24 protein-coding genes are annotated in these 24,262 nt (G+C 71.2%); 6 read left to right on the forward strand and 18 right to left on the reverse strand.

Features of this window, described 5'->3' with window-relative positions; all coding sequences use genetic code 11:
• Positions 1-2 precede the first annotated feature (2 nt).
• The 3 genes from ACBJ32_RS22125 to ACBJ32_RS22135 all read right to left on the reverse strand — a co-directional run bounded on the left by ACBJ32_RS22125 (position 3) and on the right by ACBJ32_RS22135 (position 6,298).
• The gene (locus tag ACBJ32_RS22125) at positions 3-1,523 is read right to left on the reverse strand and encodes a hypothetical protein (protein ID WP_375128294.1); all 1,521 of its coding nucleotides are present in this window, start codon (positions 1,521-1,523) and stop codon (positions 3-5) included.
• 196 nt (positions 1,524-1,719) lie between these two features.
• Positions 1,720-5,085 (reverse strand): NB-ARC domain-containing protein, encoded by a 3,366-nt coding sequence (locus tag ACBJ32_RS22130; RefSeq protein ID WP_375128295.1) that lies wholly within the window; start codon positions 5,083-5,085, stop codon positions 1,720-1,722.
• Positions 5,086-5,248: 163 nt separating this feature from the next.
• Complete coding sequence (locus ACBJ32_RS22135) at positions 5,249-6,298, reverse strand: questin oxidase family protein (RefSeq protein WP_375128296.1); 1,050 nt, start codon at positions 6,296-6,298, stop codon at positions 5,249-5,251.
• A 162-nt stretch (positions 6,299-6,460) separates the two neighbouring features.
• Here ACBJ32_RS22135 and ACBJ32_RS22140 point away from each other — a divergent pair, with 162 nt between their 5' ends.
• On the forward strand, positions 6,461-6,991 hold the full coding sequence (locus ACBJ32_RS22140) for a SigE family RNA polymerase sigma factor (protein ID WP_375128297.1): 531 nt from the start codon (positions 6,461-6,463) through the stop codon (positions 6,989-6,991).
• Complete coding sequence (locus ACBJ32_RS22145) at positions 6,988-8,238, forward strand: TolB family protein (RefSeq protein WP_375128298.1); 1,251 nt, start codon at positions 6,988-6,990, stop codon at positions 8,236-8,238. Before ACBJ32_RS22140 ends, ACBJ32_RS22145 begins: the two co-directional genes overlap by 4 nt.
• Positions 8,239-8,266: 28 nt before the next feature.
• Here ACBJ32_RS22145 and ACBJ32_RS22150 read toward each other — a convergent pair whose 3' ends face one another.
• The 3 genes from ACBJ32_RS22150 to ACBJ32_RS22160 all read right to left on the reverse strand — a co-directional run bounded on the left by ACBJ32_RS22150 (position 8,267) and on the right by ACBJ32_RS22160 (position 10,444).
• Positions 8,267-9,319 carry an LLM class flavin-dependent oxidoreductase gene (locus tag ACBJ32_RS22150; RefSeq protein ID WP_375128299.1) on the reverse strand — a complete coding sequence of 351 codons (1,053 nt, stop codon included), beginning with the start codon at positions 9,317-9,319 and terminating at the stop codon, positions 8,267-8,269.
• 69 nt (positions 9,320-9,388) lie between these two features.
• A complete protein-coding gene (locus ACBJ32_RS22155) occupies positions 9,389-9,655 on the reverse strand; it encodes a hypothetical protein (protein WP_375128300.1) in 267 nt (88 codons plus the stop codon).
• A 21-nt stretch (positions 9,656-9,676) separates the two neighbouring features.
• Positions 9,677-10,444 (reverse strand): trypsin-like peptidase domain-containing protein, encoded by a 768-nt coding sequence (locus ACBJ32_RS22160; RefSeq protein WP_375128301.1) that lies wholly within the window; start codon positions 10,442-10,444, stop codon positions 9,677-9,679.
• Between the two features lie 422 nt (positions 10,445-10,866).
• Here ACBJ32_RS22160 and ACBJ32_RS22165 point away from each other — a divergent pair, with 422 nt between their 5' ends.
• A complete protein-coding gene (locus ACBJ32_RS22165) occupies positions 10,867-11,235 on the forward strand; it encodes a hypothetical protein (RefSeq protein ID WP_375128302.1) in 369 nt (122 codons plus the stop codon).
• Positions 11,236-11,472: 237 nt separating this feature from the next.
• Here ACBJ32_RS22165 and ACBJ32_RS22170 read toward each other — a convergent pair whose 3' ends face one another.
• Positions 11,473-12,636, reverse strand: a complete 1,164-nt coding sequence (locus ACBJ32_RS22170) for an acyl-CoA dehydrogenase family protein (RefSeq protein ID WP_357873112.1) — start codon at positions 12,634-12,636, stop codon at positions 11,473-11,475.
• Positions 12,637-12,761: 125 nt separating this feature from the next.
• Here ACBJ32_RS22170 and ACBJ32_RS22175 point away from each other — a divergent pair, with 125 nt between their 5' ends.
• Positions 12,762-14,075, forward strand: a complete 1,314-nt coding sequence (locus tag ACBJ32_RS22175; RefSeq protein WP_375128303.1) for a UDP-glucose dehydrogenase family protein — start codon at positions 12,762-12,764, stop codon at positions 14,073-14,075.
• A gap of 134 nt (positions 14,076-14,209) precedes the next feature.
• Here ACBJ32_RS22175 and ACBJ32_RS22180 read toward each other — a convergent pair whose 3' ends face one another.
• From ACBJ32_RS22180 to ACBJ32_RS22190, 3 genes are all read right to left on the reverse strand, one after another.
• Positions 14,210-15,094 carry a GNAT family N-acetyltransferase gene (locus ACBJ32_RS22180; RefSeq protein ID WP_375128304.1) on the reverse strand — a complete coding sequence of 295 codons (885 nt, stop codon included), beginning with the start codon at positions 15,092-15,094 and terminating at the stop codon, positions 14,210-14,212.
• Between the two features lie 76 nt (positions 15,095-15,170).
• Positions 15,171-15,662: a 5-(carboxyamino)imidazole ribonucleotide mutase gene (purE, locus tag ACBJ32_RS22185; protein WP_375128305.1), complete on the reverse strand. Its 492-nt coding sequence runs from the start codon at positions 15,660-15,662 to the stop codon at positions 15,171-15,173.
• Complete coding sequence (locus ACBJ32_RS22190; RefSeq protein WP_375128306.1) at positions 15,659-16,807, reverse strand: 5-(carboxyamino)imidazole ribonucleotide synthase; 1,149 nt, start codon at positions 16,805-16,807, stop codon at positions 15,659-15,661. Before ACBJ32_RS22190 ends, purE begins: the two co-directional genes overlap by 4 nt.
• A 311-nt stretch (positions 16,808-17,118) precedes the next feature.
• On the opposite strand from ACBJ32_RS22190, the gene ACBJ32_RS22195 reads away from it, so the two are divergent.
• Positions 17,119-17,601 carry a GtrA family protein gene (locus ACBJ32_RS22195; RefSeq protein ID WP_357873097.1) on the forward strand — a complete coding sequence of 161 codons (483 nt, stop codon included), beginning with the start codon at positions 17,119-17,121 and terminating at the stop codon, positions 17,599-17,601.
• On the opposite strand, the gene ACBJ32_RS22200 is transcribed toward ACBJ32_RS22195, so the two are convergent.
• A complete protein-coding gene (locus tag ACBJ32_RS22200; RefSeq protein ID WP_375128307.1) occupies positions 17,585-18,862 on the reverse strand; it encodes an ATP-binding protein in 1,278 nt (425 codons plus the stop codon). The genes ACBJ32_RS22195 and ACBJ32_RS22200 overlap by 17 nt on opposite strands.
• A gap of 3 nt (positions 18,863-18,865) precedes the next feature.
• On the reverse strand, positions 18,866-19,534 hold the full coding sequence (locus ACBJ32_RS22205; protein ID WP_043620820.1) for a response regulator transcription factor: 669 nt from the start codon (positions 19,532-19,534) through the stop codon (positions 18,866-18,868).
• Positions 19,535-19,689: 155 nt separating this feature from the next.
• Between ACBJ32_RS22205 and ACBJ32_RS22210 the strand changes: the two genes are divergently transcribed.
• Entirely contained in the window at positions 19,690-20,157 is a 468-nt protein-coding gene (locus ACBJ32_RS22210) for a GNAT family N-acetyltransferase (protein WP_375128308.1), read from the forward strand.
• A 66-nt stretch (positions 20,158-20,223) separates the two neighbouring features.
• Here the strand turns inward: ACBJ32_RS22210 and bfr are convergent, their stop codons facing one another.
• The 6 genes from bfr to ACBJ32_RS22240 all read right to left on the reverse strand — a co-directional run bounded on the left by bfr (position 20,224) and on the right by ACBJ32_RS22240 (position 24,243).
• Positions 20,224-20,709, reverse strand: coding sequence for a bacterioferritin (gene bfr / locus ACBJ32_RS22215; RefSeq protein WP_357873088.1), 486 nt, complete (start codon positions 20,707-20,709; stop codon positions 20,224-20,226).
• A gap of 24 nt (positions 20,710-20,733) precedes the next feature.
• Positions 20,734-20,946: a bacterioferritin-associated ferredoxin gene (locus tag ACBJ32_RS22220; protein ID WP_375128309.1), complete on the reverse strand. Its 213-nt coding sequence runs from the start codon at positions 20,944-20,946 to the stop codon at positions 20,734-20,736.
• A gap of 80 nt (positions 20,947-21,026) precedes the next feature.
• Positions 21,027-21,647 (reverse strand): MBL fold metallo-hydrolase, encoded by a 621-nt coding sequence (locus ACBJ32_RS22225; protein WP_357873084.1) that lies wholly within the window; start codon positions 21,645-21,647, stop codon positions 21,027-21,029.
• On the reverse strand, positions 21,647-22,732 hold the full coding sequence (locus tag ACBJ32_RS22230; protein ID WP_375128310.1) for an S-(hydroxymethyl)mycothiol dehydrogenase: 1,086 nt from the start codon (positions 22,730-22,732) through the stop codon (positions 21,647-21,649). Before ACBJ32_RS22230 ends, ACBJ32_RS22225 begins: the two co-directional genes overlap by 1 nt.
• Before the next feature lie 15 nt (positions 22,733-22,747).
• Entirely contained in the window at positions 22,748-23,719 is a 972-nt protein-coding gene (locus ACBJ32_RS22235; protein ID WP_375128311.1) for an adenylate cyclase regulatory domain-containing protein, read from the reverse strand.
• A gap of 14 nt (positions 23,720-23,733) precedes the next feature.
• A complete protein-coding gene (locus ACBJ32_RS22240) occupies positions 23,734-24,243 on the reverse strand; it encodes a PH domain-containing protein (protein WP_357886474.1) in 510 nt (169 codons plus the stop codon).
• Positions 24,244-24,262 lie beyond the last annotated feature (19 nt).

Raw genomic sequence — 24,262 nt, forward strand, 5'->3', positions numbered from 1 at the left:
TTTCACCCCTGGTCCAGAAAGCCGTGCATGTCGTCGCGGAGCTCCCCGTCCGGCTCCACGGCGTGCGCCGCCCGCACCCACGCGACGGCCTCCTCCGGCGGCTCCGGCCACGCCCGCAGGGCCCGTATCGCGCACCGGCGGACCCGTACGCCCCGGTTGCGCAGCGCCGCCCGGATGAGCGGCAGGCCCAGACCCGGATGCGGCTCCAGCTCCGTGACCACCCTCTCCAGCGCCTGCTCGTGGCCATCACCGATGAGCCGGTCGCCCGGCCCGTTGGCCAGGTCGTCCAGCGGCAGCAGTTCCTCGGCCAGCGCGGCCAGCGCCTCCGGCTCGGCCAGGCGGGCCAGGCCGTGCCAGGCGAAGCCGTCGCCCGGGTCCGTCCTGAGCCGGGCCACGACCTGCGGCAGGATCGGCAGGCCCAGCTCGGACGCGCAACGCTGGGCCCGCGAGAAGTCCGCGCCCTCGGGGTCCGCCACGCCCGCCAGCGCCGCCTCGGCCCAGCGCGGTTGCGCGAGCACGTCCGCGAAGCGGCGCCGCAGTGCCGCCACGTCGCCGGGGAGCCAGTGCTCGGGAGGTTCCCGCAGGTGGCGGCGGATGGTCAGGAGGTGGTCGAGGCGCTGGAGCGTGGCCTGCCTGGCCGCGACCAGGTCGGCGTAGCGGGCCAGGGCCGGCACCGCCTCGCCGTACGCGCTGATGCCCGTGGTGGGGCCGCCCTCGCCGCGGGCCAGCGCGGCCAGGATGCCGCCCGCGCCGTCCACCAGCGCCTCGTCCGGTTCCGGGTCGAGGAGCGCGGAGTACAGGTCGCCGGTCGTGGCGGCGAGCGGCGCCAGGTACTCGTCCATGACGCCGTTGCGGAAGCCCTCGCGCAGCAGCCACGCCTTGACCTCGGGGTCGTCGCTGCCTTCGAGGCGTTCCACGGCGTGGATGCGGCCCCAGGCGGTCACGCGCCGGGCCAGCTCGAACACCGCCCGCTCCCGTTCCTGGTCCGGCTGGGTGCGCCGCAGGGCGACGACCGCGTACAGGGTGAGCTCCTCCAGCGCGCCGAGCAGGAGCAGCAGTTCGCGGTCCCGCTCGTCGCCGGACGCGCCGACGAGCACGAGGCCGATCTTGACGGCCTCGCGGCGCGTGCCGTGCTCGGCCAGCCACCGGCCGGCCTCGTGGACCTGCCGCCTGCTCAGCTCCCTGCGCGCCAGCTCGCGTACGAGGTCGTCGCAGAACTCCAGCGCGCGGGCCTCCGCGAGGCGGTCGTGCAGCCTCTCGTACGGGGCCCGCTCCTGCAGGAGATCGGCGACCTCCTGGACGGCGCCGAGGTCGGGGGCGAAGCCGAAGTGGTGGGTGCGGACGCCGTCCATGACGACGGAGGGCATGTACGGCTTGCCGTCGTCCTGGCGAGGGGGCTCGTCGGGCAGGTCCATGGCATGCGGCGGCCAGGGTCCGGGGCCGTGCAGCGAGGACATGGAGATCGCGTGTGCCAGGAAGGTGAGCTCGTCTCCGGTGCTCAGCTTCCTCGCGCCGGGGTTCACCGGCTGGGGCGGTGGCCGCCCTTCCCGTAGGAGATCATGGACGTCATGATGCCGCAGCGGCCCCGTTCGCGCCAGTCACTTTCCAGCTGCCGCGGTCAGCGCGTAAGCCACCGATCATCCGCCGGCTCCGGTCCAGCCCTGGGATCTCCTCACGAGACACCATGGAGCCGGTCGATCCCCCACAGCTTGGGGTCGCTCAGCCGGATCCGGCCTCGTGGTAGTCGCGGAGGGCGAACCTGTAGAGGCCCGCGGATCCGGTCGCGAAGATGCCGGAGCCGTCCGGCAGCCAGACGCAGTCGCTGAGCCTGTCGTCCACGCGGATGGAAGCCACGGGCGCCAGGGTCCGCACCGCCGACACGAGCAGGACGCCCTCTCCGCCGGTGCTCGCCAGGAGATGCCCGGAGGGGGACAAGGCGATGCTCGTGGTTCCCGAGTCGTGGCCCCCGATGTCGCCGATGATCTTTCCGTCGCACCAGACCCTGATGGCGTTGACGTCGCCGGGCGCCCATACGAGTCCCCACAACGTCCGTTTGGCCATGGCCCCGTCGCCGTAGGCGGCGACGATCCGCAGATCCGGTGAGATGACCACGCCGTGCAGATGGTTCGAGAGGGTACGCAGCGTGGCCAGCCACCTGCCGTCCGAGTGCCAGAGATGGACGCGGCCGTTCTCGGTCGTCGCCAGCCGGTCACCTCGCGGAGCGATGGCGAGGCAGTCGCAGCCTTCCATGTCGGTGCAGGGCGGGCGCCGCTTGCTCCTGAAACGGTGGCGCACCCTGCCGTCGGCTTCCCGGATCCGCACGACACCTCGCGAGTCCAGCGTGGCGAACCACGCATCGTCCGGGGCGACGGCGACCGCGGTCGCCTCGGGATCGAACATCAGGTACTTGAGCGGCGACTTGGCCGCCAGAAGCGAGAGCCCTGCTCGCATGGGGCCGAGGTTCGCGCGGAGGGTCCAGGCGGCGTCGGGAGGGAGTGCCGGCAGTTCGGCGGTGAGCGCGTCGCCGAACAGCGCGTGCAGATCCTCGTGCGGATCTTCTTCCCGCAGCTCGACGTGCTCCCGACGCGTTCCGTCCGGGTCCACGAGTTGCACCTCCGTCCGCGTCATCACCGCGAGGCGGGAACCATCACGCGAGATGACCATCGCGCACGCGTCCCGCATCTGATGGTCTTCTCCCGCGACCGGCCGGGACAGGGCGCGGTCGATGCTCCAGATGCGGACGGTCCGGTCGTTGCTGCTGGTGGCCAGCAGGCTTCCGTCGGGGGAGAGTGCCAGTCCGGTCACGTAGTCGCTGTGGCCGCGCAAGGTGGCACGGCGGGTTCCGTCGCAGTCCCGCAGCTCGATGTCCTTCCCGGCCCGGGCACACAGCCACCGCCCGTCCGGCGGGACGAGCACGCCGTCCGGGCTCCGCTCGGCCTCGGCGGCGAGCGGCCGGCCGCCCGCCACCGGCCAGGTACGGGTCTGCCCGTCACCGATCACCGTGATCCGAGCGCTGTCGGCGGAGATCACCATTCTCCGCACGTGCCGGACACGAAGACCGAGGCGCCGGCCGAAGGCTTGAAGGGTGCGGAGATTGCCGCCCTCGCTGTTCCACAGCTTGACGGCGCCCCCCTGGGTGCCCGTCGCGAACCACGAGCCGTCGGGGGCCATGGCGATGACGTTGATCCAGGCCGCGCCCCAGGGCCCGAACCCCCTGTGGGCCGCGATCTCGCGGCGGAGCGTCCCGTCGGCGTTCCAGAGCCGCACCCTTCCGTCCTGGTGAGAGGTCACCATCCACGTGCCGTCGGGCGCGATCGCCAGACCCGTGGCACGGGCGGCGGAGCTCACCTCCTTGACGAGGCCTCCACCGGCGTCCCAGAGCCGCAGGCCGTCGAATCCGGCGCTCACCAGCCACTGGCCGTCAGGGGAGAACGCCACCCCCTTCACCAGGTGGGCGTGGCCGTGAAGGGTCCGGAGCAGCGCCGGGTCCGGCAGGTCGGGGGGAGGCAGCAGGCTCTCCAGCCGGGGCTCACCCTCTTCCCACAGGAGATCGAGCACGCCCTTCGAGATCTCGGGGAACGCGTGCAGCCGATGAGCCAGGCTCGCCAGCACCCCTGTCCGTTCCTCCAGGTCGGCGAAGACATGCGCGCTCTGCGCGATGGCCTGGGCCAGTTGCCCGGCCAGGGGTGCCGCGGACCACGCGAGATCGGCCTCCACGGCCGACGGGCCGAACCTCACGAGCTTGACCGCGACCCAGCGGGCATCGCGGACCAGCTCGTCGAGCTCGGCGGTGAGACCGGCTTCGGCGAGGTGGAAGGCCAGATGACGCCAGAGGTAGGTGCTCTCCTGCGGCAGCTCCCACCAGCCGGACGAGTCCGCGCGAACGGCCTCGACGAACCTCTCGTTCGCGGCGGCGATCGCCGCGTGGCCCAGGGCCTGCCGGATGTAGCCACGTACGACGTCGTGGACGCTGACGGCTCCGCCGCTGAAACTCGACAGCAGGGACAGCTCATCCAGCCTCTCGCACAGCGACTCCGTCTCGTCGTCGTGCATCCGCCAGAGAGCCGCGACCAAGGCGATCGGCACCTCGGCGTCCTCCTCGAACACGCCGAGTTCGAGGAATCGCATGCGGTCCGTCTCGTCCAGAGTTTCGAGCCCGTGCTCGATGCTGATCCGCACCGCCGTGTCGCGCGCCGCGGCGTCTCGCACATCCAGTGACGTCGGCCCGTCGAGGGACAGGCGTTCGATGATGTCCGCCGCGACATCGGTGGCGTGCGCGCCTCGCCGTACCCGGCGCAGGAGGGCGGAGTTGACGATCGCCAGCAGCAGCGGCCACTGGCCTGTCAGGTCGAGCAGCTGGGCGATCTGGGGCTGGGTGAGCCGCAGGTCTCCGCGCAGCAGCAGCTCGCGGGACCGCTCCTCGTCCATCTGATCGACCCTGACCGATACCGTGCGGTCGGGGAGCGCCTTGGGATTGCGGGTCGTGATCAGCCGGGTGCAGCGAGGTGCTCCCTGGAGGAAGGGCCGCAGCTGATCCGCGGTCCAGACGTCGTCGATGACCAGCAGGACGCGTCCGGCGTCGTCCAGGATCTGCCCCAGGTGCTGGCCTGCCTGTTCCGGGTCGGAGAAGGACGAGCGGGGGGCGTCGAACGCGGCGGCCACGTCGACGATCAGCTCGGTGAGCTTCGGGCCTCTGCGGTCACGCCCGACGGTCACCCACTTGACGGCGTCGAAGCGCTTGCGGACCTCGGGGTCGTAGCAGACGGCGTTGGCCAGGACGCTCTTCCCGAACCCTCCGGCCCCATGGACCCCCGCGGTCAGGGCCACCGGGGAATCCCTGTCGGACAGGCGCAGCGCCCGCAGGACCTCCCCGATCTCCGCGGGCCGTTCGACCCAGTCGGCCCGGAGCGGCACCTGGAAGATCCTCTTCCCGCGCCCCGCGGCCTCCGACCGGTTCCTGAAGAACTCCACACCGGTGTATCCCAGCCCGAGGACCAGCAGGGCGACGATCAGGGAAACGGTCGGATCGCTGGTGGCCAGGTTGGTGAGCGTCCCGACCCCGATGCTCAGGACAGGACTGAGCACGTGCAGGACATTCGTACGGCGGGCACTCGCCATGGGCACCTCAGCGGGGATGACGGTTCGGACGTCCCAGATGATCAAGACATCATGTCATCGATCCCGGGCGTCCACCGTCGCGGAGCCGGGCGGGGGGTAGGGCGGGGGCAGGGCCCGCGAAGCCCGCCGTTCAGGGGCGGAACGGGCTGATCAGCGTGGCCGCGCGGACCACCGCGGCGAGGGCGCCGGGATCGCCGGTGCGGCGGTGCACGTCCAGCGCCGTGTCGGCGAGCTTGATCACGTGCTCGTCCCCGTGCCGGACGGCGAGCTCGAACACCTCCTCCGCGGATCCGGGCCCGGACCGCAGCTCCGGCCCGGCCGTCACCGGCTCGGCCGGGGCGTAGGCGGCGGTCACCGCGGCGCCCGCCGCCCAGGCGGCGGTCAGGCCGGCAGCCCAGAGGCTCTCCGGCAACGCGGGCAAGGTCCGCAGCACCGCCGTCGGCGCAGTCGCGGTGTGGACCAGCATGACGGGATTGCCGTGCGCGTGGGTGGTGTAGCGCAGGGTCGCCGCGTCCGCCAGCTCGGCGAGGCGGGCACGGGCCTGCTCGGCGCCGGCGGCCGGTCTGAGCGCCGCCACGGACGGGCCCCACCCGGCGACCTCGGCGAGCTGGCCGAGCCGATAGTTGATGCCCTGGCTCTGGTCCGGCACGCGCGGGACTCCGGCGAGGGCGATCTCGGGGTCGGCCGTACCGGACGGCGCGTCGAAGGCCGCGATGGGCTGCCAGCGCGCCGCCCAGTAACCGAGCGCCTGGCCCAGCTCGGCGAGCCGCGTCTCGTCCTGAAGCTGGAGCAGCGCGTGGACGGCGTGCCCCGCGCGGATCACCCCGTGCGTGGCTCCGGCCGCGATCCCGGGCAGCAGGCGTGGCCACCAGGTCTCCAGTACGTCCCGCCACGGCCGCTCCCGCAGCTCCCTGTCGAAGAACGCCAGCCAGTCACCGAGCCGGCCCGGATCGCCCAGCGCCTCCCGCCACTCCCCGGTGCCGACCGGCGAGCTGCCGCGCGGCAGCTCGTCCAGCCGGGCGACGTAACCGTCGAGCCAGCGGTGCACGTCACGGTCGTAGCCGTGCCTGACCATCGCCTCGACGGCCATCGGGCCGTGGTTGGACAGCCATCCGTCGAACTCGGGGCCCGTCCTGTGCAGCCGCTCGTACGCTTCTTCCAATGTCCCGGTGTCACTCATGGCAGGGACGCTAACCCTCGGCGGCGGGCACGCACGTCGGTCCCGGGATCGAACGGCCCTCCTCCTTTGGGCCTAGGCCGTCTTCTTCGGGCCCAGGTCGTGCAACAGTTCCCGGCGATGCCTCCTCTTGGGGTTGATGGAGACAACGAAGGGTCGAGGCAGTTGGACGGTGATCCCCGCTACGCGGACTTCGTCGCCGAACGGGGTGACGCGCTCCTGCGGTACGGATACGTACTGGCCGGCAACCAGCACGACGCGGCCGACCTGGTGCAGGAGGCGCTGCTGAGGCTGCGCGCCGCCTGGCCGAGGTTACGGGCGAAGGAGAGCCCCGAAAGTTATGTACGCACGACGATGGCCAGGCTGCACCTGTCGGTGTGGCGGCTGCGCCGGCGCGAGCTGCTCGCCTGGGACCTGCCGGAGAGCGTCCACCAGGACACGCTGCCGCGCGGCGACGAGCGCACCCTGTGGCTGGCGCTGGCGGACCTGCCGCGCAAGCAGCGCGCGGTGCTCGTGCTGCGCTACTACGAACAGCTCACGGACGCGGAGATCGCCGTCGTGCTCGGCATCTCCCGGGGGACCGTGCGGAGCCAGGCCTCCCGCGCGCTCGACAAGCTCCGTGCAGCCTTACCGGCCGATGGCGAGCGATCGCGCTCGCGTCTCGGCGGACCGCATCTGGGAGGGAACGTGCGATGACCGACGTTGAGGAGATCCTGCGCAGAACGCTCGGCAACGCGTCACAGAACGCGCCCCGGATGCCCGCCGGCCTGCCCGCCCGGTTGGAGGCCGGCCACCGCCGACGCCGCCGGCGCAACCTCGCCCAGGCGGTGCTGGCGGCGGCGACCGTGGTGGTCGTGGCCGGCGGGACGGCGGCCGTGCTGCGTCACGGCGACATGACGGCTGCGCTGCCGAGCACGCCCACGTCCGAGTCCATGTCCACGTCCCCGGCCGCCGGCACGCCCCGCGCCCCGCGGGAATGGCCGCTTCCCGAACCCGTGGAGCAGGTGTGGCCCGAGGCGGTACGCAAGGTGCCCGCGCGCGGGCCCGGCGGGACGAAGCTGCTGCCCCAGGCGTTCATCGACGACCGGACCGTGCTCGTCACCACGTGGGGCGGGTTCGAGAAGACCGACGCCCTCTACGCCTACGACCTCCGCACCCGCGAGCTACGGAAGATCACCGACGTGCCGACACCCGCGGGAACCGTCGCGTTCGCCTCGGACTTCACGGTCGGCGGCGGCCGGGTGGTCTGGTGGACCGCCACCAAGGACCGGCAGGTCCACGTGTGGACGGCCCCGGTGAGCGGCGGCGAGGCCACGAACATCGCCGACGTGGAGGTGGAGGACGGCGACGGCGCCGGGCTCGACGGCCTCGCCGTCGAAGCCGACCGGATCGTCTTCTCCCTGTTCGGCGGCGGGGTGTTCACCGTTCCCGCTGCGGGGGGCGAGGTGCGGGCAGTGCCCGGCGGCGCGGGGATGCACCTGCTGGAATGGCCGTGGGTCGGCTCGCCCGGCCCGTTCGCCGAGGGGAACGGGTCACGCTTCACCAGCATCACCAACGTGGAGACCGGGGAGACGAGCGCCGCCGTCACCCGTCCAGGCGAGGGCGGCCTGATCTGCGGGCCGCGGCTCTGCGCCGGGGTGCGGGACGGCGGGAAGAGCTTCTACCGGCTGCGGGACGGCTCGCAGGAGAAGGAGCTGCCGATGAACGACCTCATGCCGGACGGGCTCGCGCGCGAGCGCTTCCTGGTCGCGCCGGTCACGGCCGAGGGCGCGGGGCACGTCGCGATCCTGTACGACGTCTCGACGGGCACGGCGGCCGATCTCGGCGGGCGGGACGAGAAGGGGAACATCCAGGTGCCGGCCGTCGCTCGCGGCGATGATCGGCTGCTCGCGTACCAGGTCGATGACGACCTCTACGTCATCGACCTGGCGAAGATCGAATGAGCCGGGGAGCGGCGGGCGGCCTCTGGTGTCAGGAGGCCGGGCCTGGCTCCACTTGCGTCCGCGCGCCCGGGCGTAGCCGGTCGGCGACGGAGGCGATCAGCTCGTACGACCGGCGGCGGTCCGCGTGGTCGTACACCGGCGTGGTGATCATGAGTTCATCGGTACCGGTGCCGTCGAGCACCGCCTGCAGGTGCTCGGCCACCGTCGCCGGGCTCCCGACGAGGACCGCGCCCGCACGGGCGGCGATCTCGACGCGATCGTCCTCGGTGTACGGATACGAGGCCGCCTCCTCGGGGCTCGGCAGCAGGATGCGGCTCCCCCTGGCCCGGCTGAGCACCTTCAGCCGGATGGGGCCGGCCAGCCACTGGGCGCGCTCGTCGTCCTCGGCGGCGATGACGGACACGCTGACCAGCGTCGCCGGCGCCGTGGCGCGAGGTGAGGGACGGAACAGCTCCCGGTAGGCACGCATGGCGTCCGCCGCCATCGGCGCGTTGAGGTGGTGGGCGAAGGCGTAGGGCAGGCCGAGCTCGCCGGCCAGCTCGGCGCTGCCGGGCGAGGAGCCGAGCAGCCACAGAGGCGGTGCGTTCCCGCCGAGGACGGGGATCGCCCGGACCCGCGCGTCCTCGGGCGGGTCGAGATAGGCCTGGAGCTCGTCGAGCTGCTGACGGAACGTCTTCGCGGTCCGCTCCGCTTCGGACCGGACCGCGTCGACGGCCGGCGGAGGCCCGCCCGGCGCCCGGCCGAGGCCGAGGTCGATCCGCCCCGGGTGGAGCGCGGCCAGCGTGCCGAACTGCTCGGCGACCACGATCGGAGCGTGATTGGGCAGCAGCACGCCGCCCGCGCCGACGCGGAGGCGCCGCGTGACGTTCGCGAGGTGGCCGACGAGAACGGCGGGAGCAGAGCCAGCGACGCCACGCATGCCGTGATGCTCCGGTACCCAATAGCGGTGATAACCCAGCGCATCGGCCAGCATCGCGAGATCCACCGTGTTGCGCAGCGCCTGCCTCGGGGTGGAGCCGTGCACGATCGGCGAGGTGTCCAGCACCGAAAGGCGTACGCCTGCCTGCCTGCACTCGCGCATGTCCGCCCCTCTCCGATCACGCCCTGCCGCAATTCTGGCAGCATGCTCGGCGCGGCCCGCTCCTGCTGCTCAACGGCGGCCGGCGTCACGCCGCTCCCTTCTTCCGGCCGGATAGACGAGGATGAGATCCTCTCCCTGACGCGTATACAGGCGCAGCCGGTAGCGGCCAGGACCGCTGCGCGCGAGGTTGGGGAAGCGCACCTTGCTCGCCGACAGCGTCTGCATCACCAGGCGGCCCGACTCGCTGACGATGTCCGCCTCGACCACCTCGTCCCAGCCCTTGCGTCTGAGGGGTGGCGGGGCCCAGCGCAGCGCCTTCGCCGTTCTCGACGGCAACGCGACGGAACCGCACCCTCGTCAGCCGTCCACGTCGCACCGCTGGGTCGAGACGTGCTTCGTGGCCTTGGCCGCGCTGTCGGTAACGGGCAGGAGCTCCTCTCCCGCCAGCGCGAACCCCTCCTCCGGATGCTCTTTCGCCGAAGCGAAGACCATCCCGGCGACCGCGCCTCCTTCAAGGATCAGCGGGGCGCCGCTCAGTCCCGCGTCCGCATCGGCGGAGAACCCGAGGATCACTCTGGTGACGTCGCGTTCCTTGTAGAGGTTCGGGCCTTTGGCCTCGATCCGCTGCTCGATCTCGACCGGCTGTGTCACGAGATGCTCGGCGCCCTCCGGATACCCCAGCATGCGGGCATCGGCGAGCGACAGCCCGGGGATGCGCAGCAGCGGCTTGGGCGCCGCCGTGATGCGCAGCGGAGGTGCGGGCAGCTTCGGTACGTACAGGACCGCGACGTCGGCATCGGGATCGAAGGCCACGACCCGGCCCTCGTACACCTCGCCGTCGGCAGTGGTGATGACCAGAGACACCGGGACGGCACCGGCCACCACATGCGCGGCGGTCACCACCCGCTGAGGGGCGTACACGAAACCTGTCCCCTCGATCTCCTTGTTGCAGGACGGCGCGATCGCCGAGAGACGCACCACGCTCTGCTCCGCGCCGGCGTGCTCCGACGAGACGGCCACCTCGCTCTCGGCCACCGGTGTACCGCCGCGCATCGGCACCGGAGGGGCCGAGGTCGAGCAGCCGGCAAGGGCAAGGACGACGGGTAACCAGAACCAACGCCTCACGCCCCTTCACCTCCTTGAGTCGTCTTCGCCGAGCCGCGCTTCCCGTCCATGGCCACATGGCTCACGACGCACGGTCGATCAAACGATCGTCGCCAGATGACCACCGTGTCACGGTTCGTTTGATCTTGTACAGCGCCGCCGGCATGGCCATGTGCCGGCACCGCTCCTTGAAGGCGATCACGTCATGCGGCGAAGACCTACCGGGGTGCGACGATGGGGCCCTTGCCTGGTTCGGCGGCGATCAGCCCTCGGCCTCCGAGCTCCTCCATCGCCTTTCGCACGGCAACGCGGATCCATCCGTCCTTGACCGATCCCGCCGCTCCGGCTCTTCCGCTCGCCGATCCCGCCGACCGCTGCGCCTCCACCTGAATCGTGATCGATGCGTGTGCATCGCGAGACGGTCGGATCAGATGCTTGCGGACATGGGCAGGTGCAACACGAGTGTCCTGCCCGCCGCCGGTGGGCGGCTTGCCGAGCGACTGGTCGCCGCCGGGCTCGCCGGCATCATCCTGCCCTTCGTCCAGTTCGGCTGGCTCCTTCTCGTGGCCGCCCTGTCCGACGACTCCCGCTGCGGCCACTTCGGCTGTGTCGGGTGGCTCGTCGACGCGTGGACGATGGGGAACTGGGCAGCGGTCGTGCTCGCCTGGCCGCTGCTGCACCTCCTCCGGGTACGCCCGGCGTGGGCCGTCGCCGCGCTGGCACCCTTCTTCCTGGTGCCGATCCGGGACTCGCCGACGTGCCGGTCAGCGTGGCCGCCGGGGTGTTCGCCTACCCACTGGCCGCCCTGGTGAGCGCGCCACGCCTGTCGTGGCGGTGGCGCGGTCTGGTTCTGGCCCTCTTCCTTCTGCTCTGCGCCTTCCTGGCGCTTTCTCCCGGATAGTCCGAGCCCGGGCAGCCCTCGGGTCGGCCTCATCGTGGATACCGCCGACGAATCGGCGAAGCGGGTTTCAACTGGGGTTTGGGGGGCGGTGCCCCCCAATGTCACGGCCTGAGCTTCCTTGCGCGAAGCGGGTTTCCCTCGGGAACCCCTACTTGAGAAGCTGCCGGGCCATCACCATGCGCTGGATCTGGTTGGTGCCCTCATAAATCTGGGTGATCTTGGCGTCGCGCATCATGCGTTCCACCGGGAAGTCCTTCGTGTAGCCATACCCGCCCAGCAACTGCACCGCATCCGTCGTGATCTCCATGGCCGCGTCCGAAGCCGCGCACTTCGCCGCGCTCGACAGGAACGTCAGGTCCTTCTGGGGCTCCCCGTGCATCGCGCGTTCCGACTTGGCCGCCGCGTGGTACGTGAGCTGCCGCGCCGCCTCCAGCTTCATCGACATGTCGGCGATCATGAACTGGAGGCCCTGGAAGTCGGCCACCGGCCGGCCGAACTGCTTGCGTTCCTTGACGTAGCCGATGGCGAAGTCGAGGGCGCCCTGGGCGATGCCGAGGGCCTGGGCGGCGATGGTGATCCGGGTGTGGTCGAGGGTGGCGAGGGCGGTCTTGAAGCCGGTGCCGGGGGCGCCGATCATGCGGTCCGCGGGGATGCGGACGTTGTCCAGGATGACCTGGCGGGTGGGCGAGCCCTTGATGCCGAGCTTCTTCTCCTTGGGGCCGAACGAGACGCCTTCGTCCGACTTCTCCACGACGAAGGCGGAGATGCCGCGGGCGCCGGCCGTGGGGTCCGTGACCGCCATCAGGGTGTAGTACTCGGAGACGCCGGCGTTGGTGATCCACATCTTGACGCCGTTGAGCACGTACGAGTCCCCGTCCGCCACCGCGCGGGTCTTCATGGCCGCCGCGTCCGAGCCCGCCTCCGGCTCCGACAGCGCGTACGAGAACATCGCCTCCCCCCTGGCCACCGGCGCCAGGTAGCGGGACTTGAGCTCCTCCGAGGCCGAGAGCAGGAGCGGGACCGTGCCGAGCTTGTTGACGGCGGGGATGAGGGAGGAGGACGCGCAGGCGCGGGCGACCTCCTCGATGACGATGACCGTGGCCAGCGCGTCGGCCCCGGCGCCCCCGTACTGCTCGGGCACGTGTACGGCGTGCAGGTCGGCCGCCACGAGCGCCTTGTAGACGTCCCAGGAGAACTCCTCGGTCTCGTCGATCTCGGCGGCGTGCGGGGCGATCTTCTCGTCGGCCAGGGCGCGGACCGTCTCCCTGAGCATGTCGTGCTCTTCGGCGGGCGCGTACAGAGGGAAGCTCATGCATCAAATACTAGGACGTCCGACCATCTTGTTACCAGCCGGTACGGTTTGCGAAGAGATGCAGGTGGCACGTAGGAGGTAGCGGGGGCCGGTAGCATGCCTGCGCGATCGAAAGGAGCTCCCTCGTGCCATATCGCCTCACGGTGATCGGGACCGGATATCTGGGCATCACCCATGCGGCCTGCATGGCTGATCTCGGGTTCGAGGTCCTGGGCCTCGACATCGACGCCGACAAGATCAACCGACTCAACGCGGGCGAGCTCCCCATCCACGAACCCGGCCTCGAGCCCGTGCTCCGCCGCGGTCTCGACTCCGGCCGGCTCCGCTTCACCACCTCCTACGAGGAGGTCGCCGCCTTCGGCGACGTGCACTTCGTCTGCGTCGGCACCCCGCAGAAGCGCGGCGAGTACGCCGCCGACGTGACGTACATGGACGCGGCCATCGAGTCCCTCGCCCCGCTCCTCGATCGCGAATGCCTGGTCGTCGGCAAGTCCACCGTGCCCGTCGGCACGGCCGAGCGGCTGGTCGACAAGCTGGCCAGGCTCGCCCCCGCCGGCGCCGAGGCCGAGCTGGCCTGGAACCCCGAGTTCCTGCGCGAGGGCTTCGCCGTCGAGGACACGCTGCGCCCCAACCGCATCGTCCTCGGCGTGCGCAGCGAGCGGGCCGAGAAGATGCTGCGCGAGGTGTACGAGCCGCTGGGCGAGGTGCCGATCGTGGTGACCGACTTCGCCACGGCCGAGCTGGTCAAGACGGCCGCCAACGCGTTCCTGGCCACCAAGATCTCCTTCATCAACGCCATGGCCGAGGTCTGCGAGGCCGCTCACGCCGACGTCCAGCTGCTGTCGGAGGCCCTGTCGTACGACGACCGCATCGGCGGCCGCTACCTCAACGCCGGGCTCGGTTTCGGCGGCGGCTGCCTGCCCAAGGACATCAGGGCCTTCATGGCGCGGGCCGGCGAGCTGGGGGCGGACCAGGCGCTGACGTTCCTGCGCGAGGTGGACGCGATCAACATGCGCCGCCGCGCCCGCATGGTGGACCTGGCCAGGGAGCTGGCCGGCGGCTCCTTCCACGGGTGCACCGTGGGCGTGCTGGGAGCGGCCTTCAAGCCGAACTCCGACGACATCCGCGACTCCCCCGCCCTCGACGTCGCCGTCACCATCGGGCATCAGGGCGGGCAGGTCACCATTTACGACCCGATCGCGCTCGACAACGCCCGTAAGGCCCATCCCGAGCTGAACTACGGCTCGTCGGCCGTCGAGGCGGTTCGCGGGGCGCACGTGGTGTTGCTGCTCACGGAGTGGCAGGAGTTCCTGCAGCTCGACCCGGTGGAGCTGGGGGCCGTGGTGGCGGCCCGGCGCATCGTGGACGGCCGGAACGCGCTCAACTCCGAGATGTGGCGCTCCGCCGGATGGCACTACCGCGCCCTCGGCCGCCCGTAGGCCCAGCCGCCTCCCGGCTCCTCGTCTCCCGGAACGCCGCCCTGCCTGCTCGTCGTGCACCGGCGCCGTCCTGGCCGCGCGCCGGGCCCCTGACGCCGTCCCCGGGGCCGCGCGTCGCGCCTCCGATGCCGTTCCTACTGCAGGTGGCGCACCCACTGGGTCATGAGCGGCCGGTAGCCTCGCCGCGCCCAGAACGGCGTCGAGAGCGGGTTCGGCAGGGCGTGGTGCAGCAGCATGACCGACACGCCGCGCGCCGCCGCCTCCCCGTGCGCCACGTCGGTGAGCGCCGCGCCCACGCCGTGCCCCCGCGCCCACGCCTCGACGTACATGACCCCCAGGTACGCCGCCGGCGCATCGTTGACGGCGTGGGAGATCCACCCGGACCGCCCCGGCGGCTCCACGATGACGCACCCGGCGGCGCGGCCGTCCACCTCGGCCAGCCAGCACCAGTTCAGCGGCAGCACCTCGGCCTCCACCGACTCCCTGAGCCGCTCCCTGGTGGACGCGCGCACCGTCACCCACCCCCACTGCGCGTCGTAGGCCACCAGCCGCTCGTACATCCCCGTCATCACCTCGACGTCGTCCGGCCCGGCCGGGCGGACGGCGAGGGCGCTCACGCCCGTGCCGGGGCGGACGCCGCGGACGGCCAGCGAGGTGATGGGGGCGAAGCCGCGGACGGCCAGCGCCCGGACGGGGGTGGTGTCGCGGCTGGGCCACAACACGCTGAGCGCCTGCCCGGGCTCGGTGCCGCGGGGCATGGCCAGCCACCGGTCGAGCAGCGCGCCGAGCGCGGCCTCCGGGTCGGGACCGGCGGCGCGGGCGCGCAGGCGGTGGACGACCAGCGGGGACCAGCAGGCCGGCAAGGTGTCGGGGTGGAGCCGGTCCACGGCGGCCAGGCCGATGGCGTCGGGCACCTCCAGCAGCTCCTCGCCACGCTTGGCGATCAGCTCGTCCTGGCCGGCGAGGAGCGGGTCGGCGGCGTACACGCGGGCCGCGTGTCCCTTGGTCGGGTCGTCCATGGCCGCACCCTAGCCGCCGCGATCCCCGGGATACAGCGCTTTGCAGCGCCCCTTATGGCTCTTCTCTGCTGAGCCCCTACAGCTCGGCGGCCTCCGCGCGCAGCTTCTCGCCCTTGGCGTACGCCTGCTCCTTCAACCGCTCCTGGAACTCCACCATCTTCTCCCGCAGCCCCGCATCGGAGGCGGCCAGGATCCGTACGGCCAGCAGCCCCGCGTTGCGCGCCCCGCCGACCGCCACGGTGGCGACCGGCACCCCGGCCGGCATCTGCACGATCGACAGCAGGGAGTCCATCCCGTCGAGGTACTTCAGCGGCACCGGCACCCCGATCACCGGCAGCGGGGTGACCGAGGCCAGCATGCCGGGCAGGTGGGCCGCCCCACCGGCGCCGGCGATGATCGCCTGGATGCCGCGGGAGGCGGCCTGGCGGCCGTACTCGATCATCTCGGTGGGCATGCGGTGCGCCGAGACCACGTCGGCCTCGAACGGCACCCCGAACTCGGCGACGGCCTCCGCGGCGGCCTTCATGACCGGCCAGTCGGAGTCGCTTCCCATGACGATACCGATCATGTGTACTCCCCGGTCATGAGGTAGACGGCGGCGTGGCGGGCGCGGGCGCGGACCTCGTCGAGGTTGGAGCCGAGGGCCGTCACGTGGCCGATCTTGCGGCCCGGGCGCACCTCCTTGCCGTAGAAGTGCAGCTTGATGCCGGGGTCGTGGGCCATCACGTGCTCGTACCGCTTGAACAGGTCGGGGTCGTCGCCGCCGAGCAGGTTGGCCATGACGACGTGCTGGGCGGTCATCCTGGGCGAGCCGAGCGGCAGGTCGAGCACGGCCCGCAGGTGCTGCTCGAACTGGGAGGTCGTGGCGCCCTCGATGGTCCAGTGGCCGCTGTTGTGCGGGCGCATGGCCAGCTCGTTGACGACCAGCCCGCTCTCCGACTGGAACAGCTCCACCGCCAGCAGCCCGGTCACTCCGAGCTCGTTGGCGATCGTCAGGGCGATGCGCTGGGCCTGGGCGGCCTGCTCCTGGTCGAGCCCGGGCGCCGGCGCGATGACCTCGACGCAGATGCCGTTCTCCTGCACGGTCTCCACGACCGGGTAGCTCACGCCCTGCCCGTGCGGCGAGCGGGCGACCAGCACGGCCAGCTCCCGCTCGAACGGCACGAACGCCTCCGCCATGAGCTCGACCCCGGTCGCGAACGCCTCGGCGACCTCCTCGGGCCTGCGGCACACCCACACGCCGCGCCCGTCGTAGCCGCCGCGCACCGCCTTCAGCACCACGGGCCAGCCGTGCTCGGCGGCGAAGCGCGCGACGTCGTCGGCGGACGACACCCGCGCCCAGGCCGGGCAGGGCGCGCCGATCCTGGTCAGGCGCTCGCGCATGACGGCCTTGTCCTGGGCGTGCACGAGGGCGTCGGCACCGGGGTGCACGACGTAGCCGTTGGCGGTCAGGGCCCTGATGTGCTCGGTGGGCACGTGCTCGTGGTCGAACGTGATCACGTCGCAGCCCTTGGCGAACTCGCGGAGGTCACCAAGATCGCGGTAGTCTCCGATGCGCGTGTCGACGATGACCCGGGCGGCGCTCTCCTCGGGGTTGTTGGCCAGCACCCGCAGCTCGACGCCGAGCGCGATGGCGGGCGGCTGCGACATCCTGGCCAGCTGGCCCGCGCCGACGATGCCGACGACCGGTCCGATGGGGCTGTAGGAACTCACGCCAGGTGAGCTTACCGGGACGCAACGACTTCCCCGACTGCACCCCTGAGCAGCCAGTCGTGTCGCGAGAGCTGGACGGCCGTTCCGGGTCGCCCGGCGGACGGCACCGCCCGGCGGGCACGACCGCCCAGCGTTCGCGTGCCCTCGAACAGTTCAGCAGGGTAAACCCTGCGAAACGGGTATGCCGGATATCGGACGAAGTTTCTAAAGACTCATTTTCTGACCTTTGTCCATCCCTCCGACTCCCGCCCTCCATCGTGGCCGGTACGCTGGGGGCGCAAGCTCGACTACGGAAGGGACCGAGCAGAGACGTGGACTTCACCAGACGCCTCTACCAGCGGTTCTCGTCCCTCGTCAACGAGCTGGCCAAGTTCGGCAGCATCGGCGCCGTCGCCTTCCTCATCGACACGGGGCTGCTCAATCTCCTCAACGTGGTGATCGGTCTCGGGCCGCTCACGTCCAAGGTCCTCGCAACGACGATCTCCACCACGTTCGCGTACGCGGGCAACCGGTTCTGGACCTTCCGGCACCGCGAGCAGAGCGGGCTGCGCCGCGAGTACTTCCTGTTCTTCCTGCTCAACGGCATCGCACTTCTGTTCGGCATGCTGACGATCGGCTTCACCACCTACACCCTCAACCTGCACGACCCGGTCAGCTTCAACATCGCCAACATCGTCGGCGTGGGGCTCGGAACGCTGTTCCGGTACTGGTCGTACAAGAAGTGGGTGTTCATGGAGGCCACCGATCCCATCCCGGTCGAGCTGCCCGAGGGCGGGGTCAGGCAGGACCGCTGACCACCCGGTTCCGCCCGTCGTCCTCCGCAGGGCGCAGGAAGATGGCGAACGTCGCGGGGCGCCGCCGTACGAGCTCCAGCCGGCCGCCGTCGGCCGCGGCCAGCGCGCGGGCCAGCGTCAGCCCGAGCCCGGTGCCTCCGCCGCCGCTGACGTTCCTGTCGAAGATCTTGGGGGCGATCTCGTCGGCGATGCCGGGGCCCTCGTCCGCGACCTCGATCACGACGTAGTTGTCGCCGAACGAGGTGGTGACGGTGACGGCGCCGCCGCCGTGCCGCAGCGAGTTCTCCAGCAGCGAGGCGATGACCTGGCCGAAGCCCCCGGTGGTGGCCATCGCCTTCAGCCCGCGGGAGCCTTCGAGCTGCAGCGTGCGGCCCGCGTCGCGGAAGACCGGCTCCCACTCGGTGATCTGCTGGACCAGCACCTCGTCGATCGCGACCGGCTCGGCCTGGGCGTGCCGCTGGCGGCGGGCGGCGGCCAGCAGCTCGTCGATCACGGCGGTGAGCCGCTCGGCCTGGACGATCGCCGCCTCGCCCTCCTCGCGCACGACCTCGGGCTCGCCGGCGGAGGCCACGATCTCCTCCAGGCGCATGGTCAGGCCGGTCAAGGGGGTGCGAAGCTGGTGGGAGGCGTCGGTGGCGAACTCGCGTTCGCGGGTGAGCAGGTCGGAGATGCGGGTGGCGCTGCGGTCGAGCACCTGGGCCACGCGGTCGAGCTCGGGGATGCCGTAGCGGTGCTTGCTCGGGCGCGCGTCGCCCGAGCCCAGCCGTTCGGCGATCTTCGCCAGGTCCTGCAGGGGCAGCGTCAGGCGGCGTGACTGCACGACGGCGAGGCTCACGGCCACCGCCAGGGCGGCGCCGGCCAGGGCCACGATGAGCAGCAGGCGGGCACGTACGTCCTGCTCGACCTGATCGCGGTCGCGGCTGATCCGCACGTAGACACCGGTGTTGGTCTGGGCGTCCTCGGTCATCAGGTGACCGGACGGCGGGGGGTCGCCGACGACGGTCACCCTCAGGGGGGTTCCGCGCTCCCAGATCTGGATGAACCTGCCCGGGTACTTTTGCTCCAGTTGCTGGGGGTCGAGCGGCGTCTCCTGGACGCGGGCGTACTCCACCTCTCCCACGAGACGCTTGGCTTCCGCCCCGAGCTCTTGAGCCGCCTCATCGACGATCAGACGGCTGACGACGACGCCCAGGGGGACCCCCAGCAGCAGGACCGCGATTACCGCGACGACCAGGGTGGAGGAGAGCAGTCGGCGGCGCATCTCCTACTCGCGCTCGAACCGGAAGCCGACTCCCCGGACGGTGGTGATGTAGCGCGGCTTGGCCGCGTCGTCGCCGAGCTTGCGGCGCAGCCAGGAGATGTGCATGTCGAGCGTCTTGGTGGAGCCCCACCAGTTGGTGTCCCACACCTCTCGCATGATCTGCTCGCGGGTGACGACCTTGCCGGCGTCGCGGACCAGGACGCGCAGCAGGTCGAACTCCTTGGTGGTCAGATGCAGCTCCTTCTCCCCCATCCAGGCGCGCCGCGAGTCGGCGTCGATGCGCACGCCCTGGACGACCGGGGTCTCGGAGGTGCCGCGGCGCAGCAGCGCCCGCACCCTGGCCAGCAGCTCCGCCAGCCGGAACGGTTTGGTCACGTAGTCGTCCGCGCCGGCGTCGAGGCCGACGACGGTGTCCACCTCGTCGACGCGGGCGGTCAGGATGAGCACCGGGGTGCCGTGGCCCTCGGCCCGGATCCGGCGGGCGACCTCCAGGCCGTCCATCTCCGGCAGCCCAAGGTCAAGAACGATCAGGTCGATGCCGCCCGACAAGGCCCTCTCCAGGGCCTGCGGGCCGTCGGGGCTCACCTCGACCTGATAGCCCTCGCGGCGCAGCGCACGCGCGAGTGGCTCTGAGATCGAGGTGTCATCCTCGGCGAGAAGTACGCAGGTCATGAAGCGATCGTAGGACCTTAAGCGATCGTTTCCCGGGCACAGCGCGCGGTTTGACTTGTCGTTGACCTATCCATTGACCTGGGCAAACACAGCTAAAATACGGTAGGTCGTGATTAAAGCACCGCCGTTTTCGGCCCGGGATTCATCGGACGATCATGCCCGGCCGCGCGATCCCCAACCCTCGGCTGAGATCATCGGGAGCATGCCGCTACCTCGACGCGGCGGGTTTCCTGCCCGCCCACGGGGCGGAGGCGCGCGGCGTGCCGCCGGGCCACCCGGGCGTCATGGCGCTGCTCGCCTCGGTGCCGGAGCACGAGGCGCGGGAGTGCGGGCTCGACGAGGTGGAGTCGGCGATGTACGTGGTCCGCGACGGGCCGGAGGTGGTCGCGGCGGCCGGGTACCGGACGTGGATGGGGACGGCGGCGCACGTCTGCGTGCTGACGGCCGGTGACCGGCGGGGTCGCGGGCCGGCCCGCGCGGTGGCGTCGGCGGCCGTGGCCGACGCGCTGGCGAAGGGGCTGCTGCCGCAGTGGCGGGCGCGGTTCGCGCCGTCGCGCCGGGTGGCCGGGGCGCTGGGCTTCCGCGAGCACGGCACGCAGCTCAGCCTGCGGCCCGGCCGTTAGCCGGAGATCGGAGACTGGAGAAAGGTGAGCCTCTGACTCACCTGACCCCCTTGCGTTCTTGCCGGCTCAGTCGTCGGCGGACGGCGGCTCGGCGTACCGCGCGAGGTAGAGCTGGATCCCGAGGCTGTTGATCAGCCCGAGCTCGGTCTCCAGGTAGTCGATGTGCTCTTCCTCGTCCTTCAAGATGTCCTCGAAGATGTTCGCCGAGGTGATGTCGCCCTTCTCGCGCATCAACTGGATGCCCGGCCGCAACCGCTGCACCACCGACAGCTCCACCTCGAGGTCCGCCCTCAGCTGCTCCTCGACGGTCTGGCCGATGTGCAGGGTCCCCAGCCGCTGATAATTGGGCAGGCCCTCCAGGAAGAGGATGCGATCGGTGAGGCGCTCGGCGTGGCGCATCTCGTCGATCGACTCGTAGCGGGTGTGCTCGGCGAGCTTCGTGTACCCCCAGTTCTCCTGCATCTTGGCGTGCAGGAAGTACTGGTTGATCGCAGTGAGCTCCGCGGTCAGCTGTTCGTTGAGCAATTCGATGATCTGCTTGTCGCCCTGCATGACGGGCCCCTCATCGCTATCCGGCTATGCGGTCGTCAGTTCTTCAGACCTTTTCAGGATCGCACAGATCTTCCGAACACAACGGGCACAGTCCCCACCAGCACCGGTGGTGTCGCGGATCTGCTTCGCGCTCTTTGCCCCGGCAGCGATGCAGTCGTGGACCTCATTCTCGGTCACAGCACGACAAATGCACACGTACATCCAGGGACAAACCTCTCGCGAAGGGATGGGCGCCATAAGGTTAGGCACACCTAAGGTAGCGCACTTTGGTTAGGCTTGCCTATGTTGGGTGGGTCACAAACGCCTATCCCCCGCTGTCAGTGCCCTCGCGAGATCCACTCCTCCAGGTGCGGCGACTCCGCCCCGATCGCGGTCGAGTCGCCGTGCCCGGTGTGCACGACCGTCTCCGGCGGGAGCGTCAGCAGCCGCTCCCTGATCGACTCGATGATCGTCTCGAACGAGCTGTACGAGCGGCCCGTCGCCCCCGGCCCGCCCTTGAACAGGGTGTCACCGCTGAAGACGGCCCCCAGGTCGGGCGCGTACGCGCACACCGCGCCCGGCGAGTGCCCCGGCGTGTGCAGGATCTGCAGCGCGACGCCGCCTGCCGGCAGCTTCTCGCCGTCGGCCAGCGGCTCGTACGTCACCTCCGGCCCGTACACCTGCTCCCACAGCACCTGGTCCGCGGGGTGCAGCCGGATCGGCGCCCCCGTCAGCGCGGCCAGGTCGCGGGCGGCGTTGATGTGGTCGTTGTGCGCGTGCGTGCAGACGATGGCCCTGACCGTACGCCCGCCCACCCGCTCGGCGATCGCCGCCGCGTCGTGGGCGGCGTCGATGACCACGACCTCGCGCGCGTCGCCGACCAGCCAGACGTTGTTGTCGACGTCCCAGGTGCCGCCGTCCAGCGAGAACGTGCCGGAGGTGATGATGCGGTCGATCATCAGAGGACCACCACCGAACGCAGCACCTCGCCGCGATGCATCTTGCCGAACGCCTCCTCGACCTGGTCCAGCGCGATCGTCTCGGAGACGAACTTGTCGAGCGGCAGGCGGTTCTGCAGGAACAGGTCGATCAGCATGGGGAAGTCGCGCGAGGGCAGGCAGTCGCCGTACCAGGAGGACTTCAGCGCGCCACCGCGGCCGAACACGTCCAGCAGCGGCAGGTCGATGCGCATGTCAGGGGTCGGGACGCCGACCAGCACGACCGTCCCGGCCAGGTCGCGGGCGTAGAAGGCCTGCTCGTACGTCTCCGGGCGGCCCACCGCCTCGATGACCACGTCGGCGCCGTTGCCGCCGGTCAGGTCGCGGATCGCCTCGACGGGGTCGGACGAGCGGGAGTTGACCGTGTGCGTGGCGCCGAAGCCGCGCGCCCACTCCAGCTTCCTGTCGTCCACGTCCACCGCGATGATCCTCGCGGCGCCCGCCAGCGAGGCGCCCAGGATCGCCGCGTCACCGACACCGCCGCAGCCGATGACCGCCACGCTGTCGCCCCGGGTGACCCCGCCGGTGTTGACGGCCGCGCCGAGGCCGGCCATGACGCCGCACCCGAGCAGGCCCGCGACCTGCGCCGGAGCCTCGGCCGAGACCTTCGTGCACTGCCCGGCCGCGACCAGCGTCTTCTCCAGGAACGCGCCGATGCCCAGCGCGGGCGACAGCTCGGTGCCGTCCTTGAGCGTCATCTTCTGCGTGGCGTTGTGGGTGGCGAAGCAGTACCACGGGCGGCCGCGCAGGCAGGCGCGGCACTGGCCGCACACCGCGCGCCAGTTGAGGATCACGAAGTCGCCGGGCTCCAGGCCGGTGACCCCGTCACCGACCGCCTCCACGGTGCCCGCCGCCTCGTGTCCCAGCAGGAACGGGTAGTCGTCGCTGATCCCGCCCTCCCGATAGTGCAGGTCGGTGTGGCACACGCCGCAGGCCTGCACGTTCACCACCGCCTCGCCCGGACCCGGGTCCGGCACGAGCACCGTCTCGAGAGAAACTTCCTGACCCTTGCCCTGGGCTACCACGCCCTGCACTTCGTACGGCATGCCAGTCATCTTGTGTCAGGAGGATGATCTCCGCAAGACATAAGGCTGCACCACGCCGAGGCCCCTCGCCGGACGGCGCCTGATCTTGTGCAACTCGTACGGCTCGCCGTCGAGCCCGCCGGCCAGCGCCTCGTCGATGAGGATCGTGCCGGGCCTGGCGATGGCGGTGAGCCGGGCGGCGAGGTTGACGGTGGTGCCGAAGACGTCACCCATCATGGGCAGCACCGGGCCGTACGCCATCCCGATGCGCAGCTCGTCGGTCGCCACCAGGTCGAGGGCGATGGCCGCGGCCTGCCCGGGGCCCTGCGCGGTGAACAGCACCTCGTCGCCCAGCGTCTTGACCAGCCGGGCGCCGTGGGAGGCCACCACGTCGGAGGCCCGCGACTCGAACCCCTCCACCAGCCCCGCCAGCTCCTTCTCGTCGAGCTCGCGGCTGCGCCTGGTGAACGACACCAGGTCCGCGAACCCCACCGCCATCGCCACCCTGGTCGGCACCAGCTCGTCGTTGACGTCGGCGATGGCCAGCAGCCGGGTGCCGGCGGCGGCGAGCTGGGCCCGCCAGACGTGGATGAGCACGTGCTCGAAGTCGGGCAGCAGCCCCTGCGCCGTGTCGAGCACCGCCGCCAAGTCGCCCTCGGACGGCTCGGGCGGCAGCATCGTGCCGATCATGATCTCGGCCTGCCACTGCGCCAGCCTGGCCGTGGTCTGGCCGAGCGCGCGGGCCATGCGGATCACGGTCTGCTCGTCGAGCAGACCGCCGTCGATCATGCTGCGCACCCGGCGCAGCGCGTCGACGTCGGCCTCGGTGAACGCCACGGCGTCGTCCGCCCGCTGCGCGAAGCCGAGCGCGCGCCAGATGCGCTCGGCCAGCTCCCGCGGCACCCCGCTCCTGGCGGAGACCTCCGCCCGCGTGTACCGGGGCGGCAGGCCGACCAGCAGTCGCTCGATCTCCTCGGCGCTCGGGCGGCCGGGACGGGCTTCGCTCACCCGAGGAGGCTACTTCAGCGCCCGTCCACCTCGCCGTCCGAGGCGTCCTCGACGAGCCGGAACAGGTCGGTGCGCACGTCCTGGATCCTCGGGATGTCCTTCAGCACGATCTCCCCGCGATCGCCGGCCGACTCGACCGTCAGCGTGCCGCAACCGAGCAGCCGCTCGGGGAAGGTCTGGTCCGAGCTCACCGTGTTGACCTTGGCGATCGGGATCTCGTCGGTCGACTTGTTGAGCACGCCCGTGCTGATCGTGAAGCGGTGCGTGGTGAGCACGTAGCCGGTGTTCTTCCACTGCAGGTACGGCACGAACGACCAGATCGTGAGCAGGATGAGCCCGATGACGACGACCGCGATCCTGGCGTAGGACACGTACTCGAAGTCGGGGATGAAGTACAGCGCCGCACCCGTCGCCGCGGCGATGAGGATCAGCGCGACGAAGGGGACGATGAGCCGCTTCCAGTGGGGGTGGAAGGATCGCACGCGCCGCTCACCCTGCGTCAGATGATGGTCGGGAAGGGTCATGGGCAGCATCGTGCCACCA

Origin of the sequence: Nonomuraea sp. GTA35, from assembly GCF_041950525.1 — a bacterium.
In the GTDB taxonomy this organism is placed as follows: domain Bacteria; phylum Actinomycetota; class Actinomycetes; order Streptosporangiales; family Streptosporangiaceae; genus Nonomuraea.

Coding starts and splice junctions, on each gene's coding strand:
- ACBJ32_RS22210 (WP_375128308.1), top strand. CDS start 19,690: ATGCCCGGCCGCGCGATCCCCAACCCTCGGCTGAGATCATCGGGAGCA.
- ACBJ32_RS22180 (WP_375128304.1), bottom strand. CDS start 15,094: ATGGACGACCCGACCAAGGGACACGCGGCCCGCGTGTACGCCGCCGAC.
- ACBJ32_RS22205 (WP_043620820.1), bottom strand. CDS start 19,534: ATGACCTGCGTACTTCTCGCCGAGGATGACACCTCGATCTCAGAGCCA.
- ACBJ32_RS22225 (WP_357873084.1), bottom strand. CDS start 21,647: ATGATCGACCGCATCATCACCTCCGGCACGTTCTCGCTGGACGGCGGC.
- ACBJ32_RS22220 (WP_375128309.1), bottom strand. CDS start 20,946: ATGGCGCCCATCCCTTCGCGAGAGGTTTGTCCCTGGATGTACGTGTGC.
- ACBJ32_RS22170 (WP_357873112.1), bottom strand. CDS start 12,636: ATGAGCTTCCCTCTGTACGCGCCCGCCGAAGAGCACGACATGCTCAGG.
- ACBJ32_RS22165 (WP_375128302.1), top strand. CDS start 10,867: ATGGGCAGGTGCAACACGAGTGTCCTGCCCGCCGCCGGTGGGCGGCTT.
- ACBJ32_RS22200 (WP_375128307.1), bottom strand. CDS start 18,862: ATGCGCCGCCGACTGCTCTCCTCCACCCTGGTCGTCGCGGTAATCGCG.
- purE (WP_375128305.1), bottom strand. CDS start 15,662: ATGATCGGTATCGTCATGGGAAGCGACTCCGACTGGCCGGTCATGAAG.
- ACBJ32_RS22240 (WP_357886474.1), bottom strand. CDS start 24,243: ATGACCCTTCCCGACCATCATCTGACGCAGGGTGAGCGGCGCGTGCGA.
- bfr (WP_357873088.1), bottom strand. CDS start 20,709: ATGCAGGGCGACAAGCAGATCATCGAATTGCTCAACGAACAGCTGACC.
- ACBJ32_RS22135 (WP_375128296.1), bottom strand. CDS start 6,298: ATGAGTGACACCGGGACATTGGAAGAAGCGTACGAGCGGCTGCACAGG.
- ACBJ32_RS22145 (WP_375128298.1), top strand. CDS start 6,988: ATGACCGACGTTGAGGAGATCCTGCGCAGAACGCTCGGCAACGCGTCA.
- ACBJ32_RS22230 (WP_375128310.1), bottom strand. CDS start 22,732: ATGCCGTACGAAGTGCAGGGCGTGGTAGCCCAGGGCAAGGGTCAGGAA.
- ACBJ32_RS22150 (WP_375128299.1), bottom strand. CDS start 9,319: ATGCGCGAGTGCAGGCAGGCAGGCGTACGCCTTTCGGTGCTGGACACC.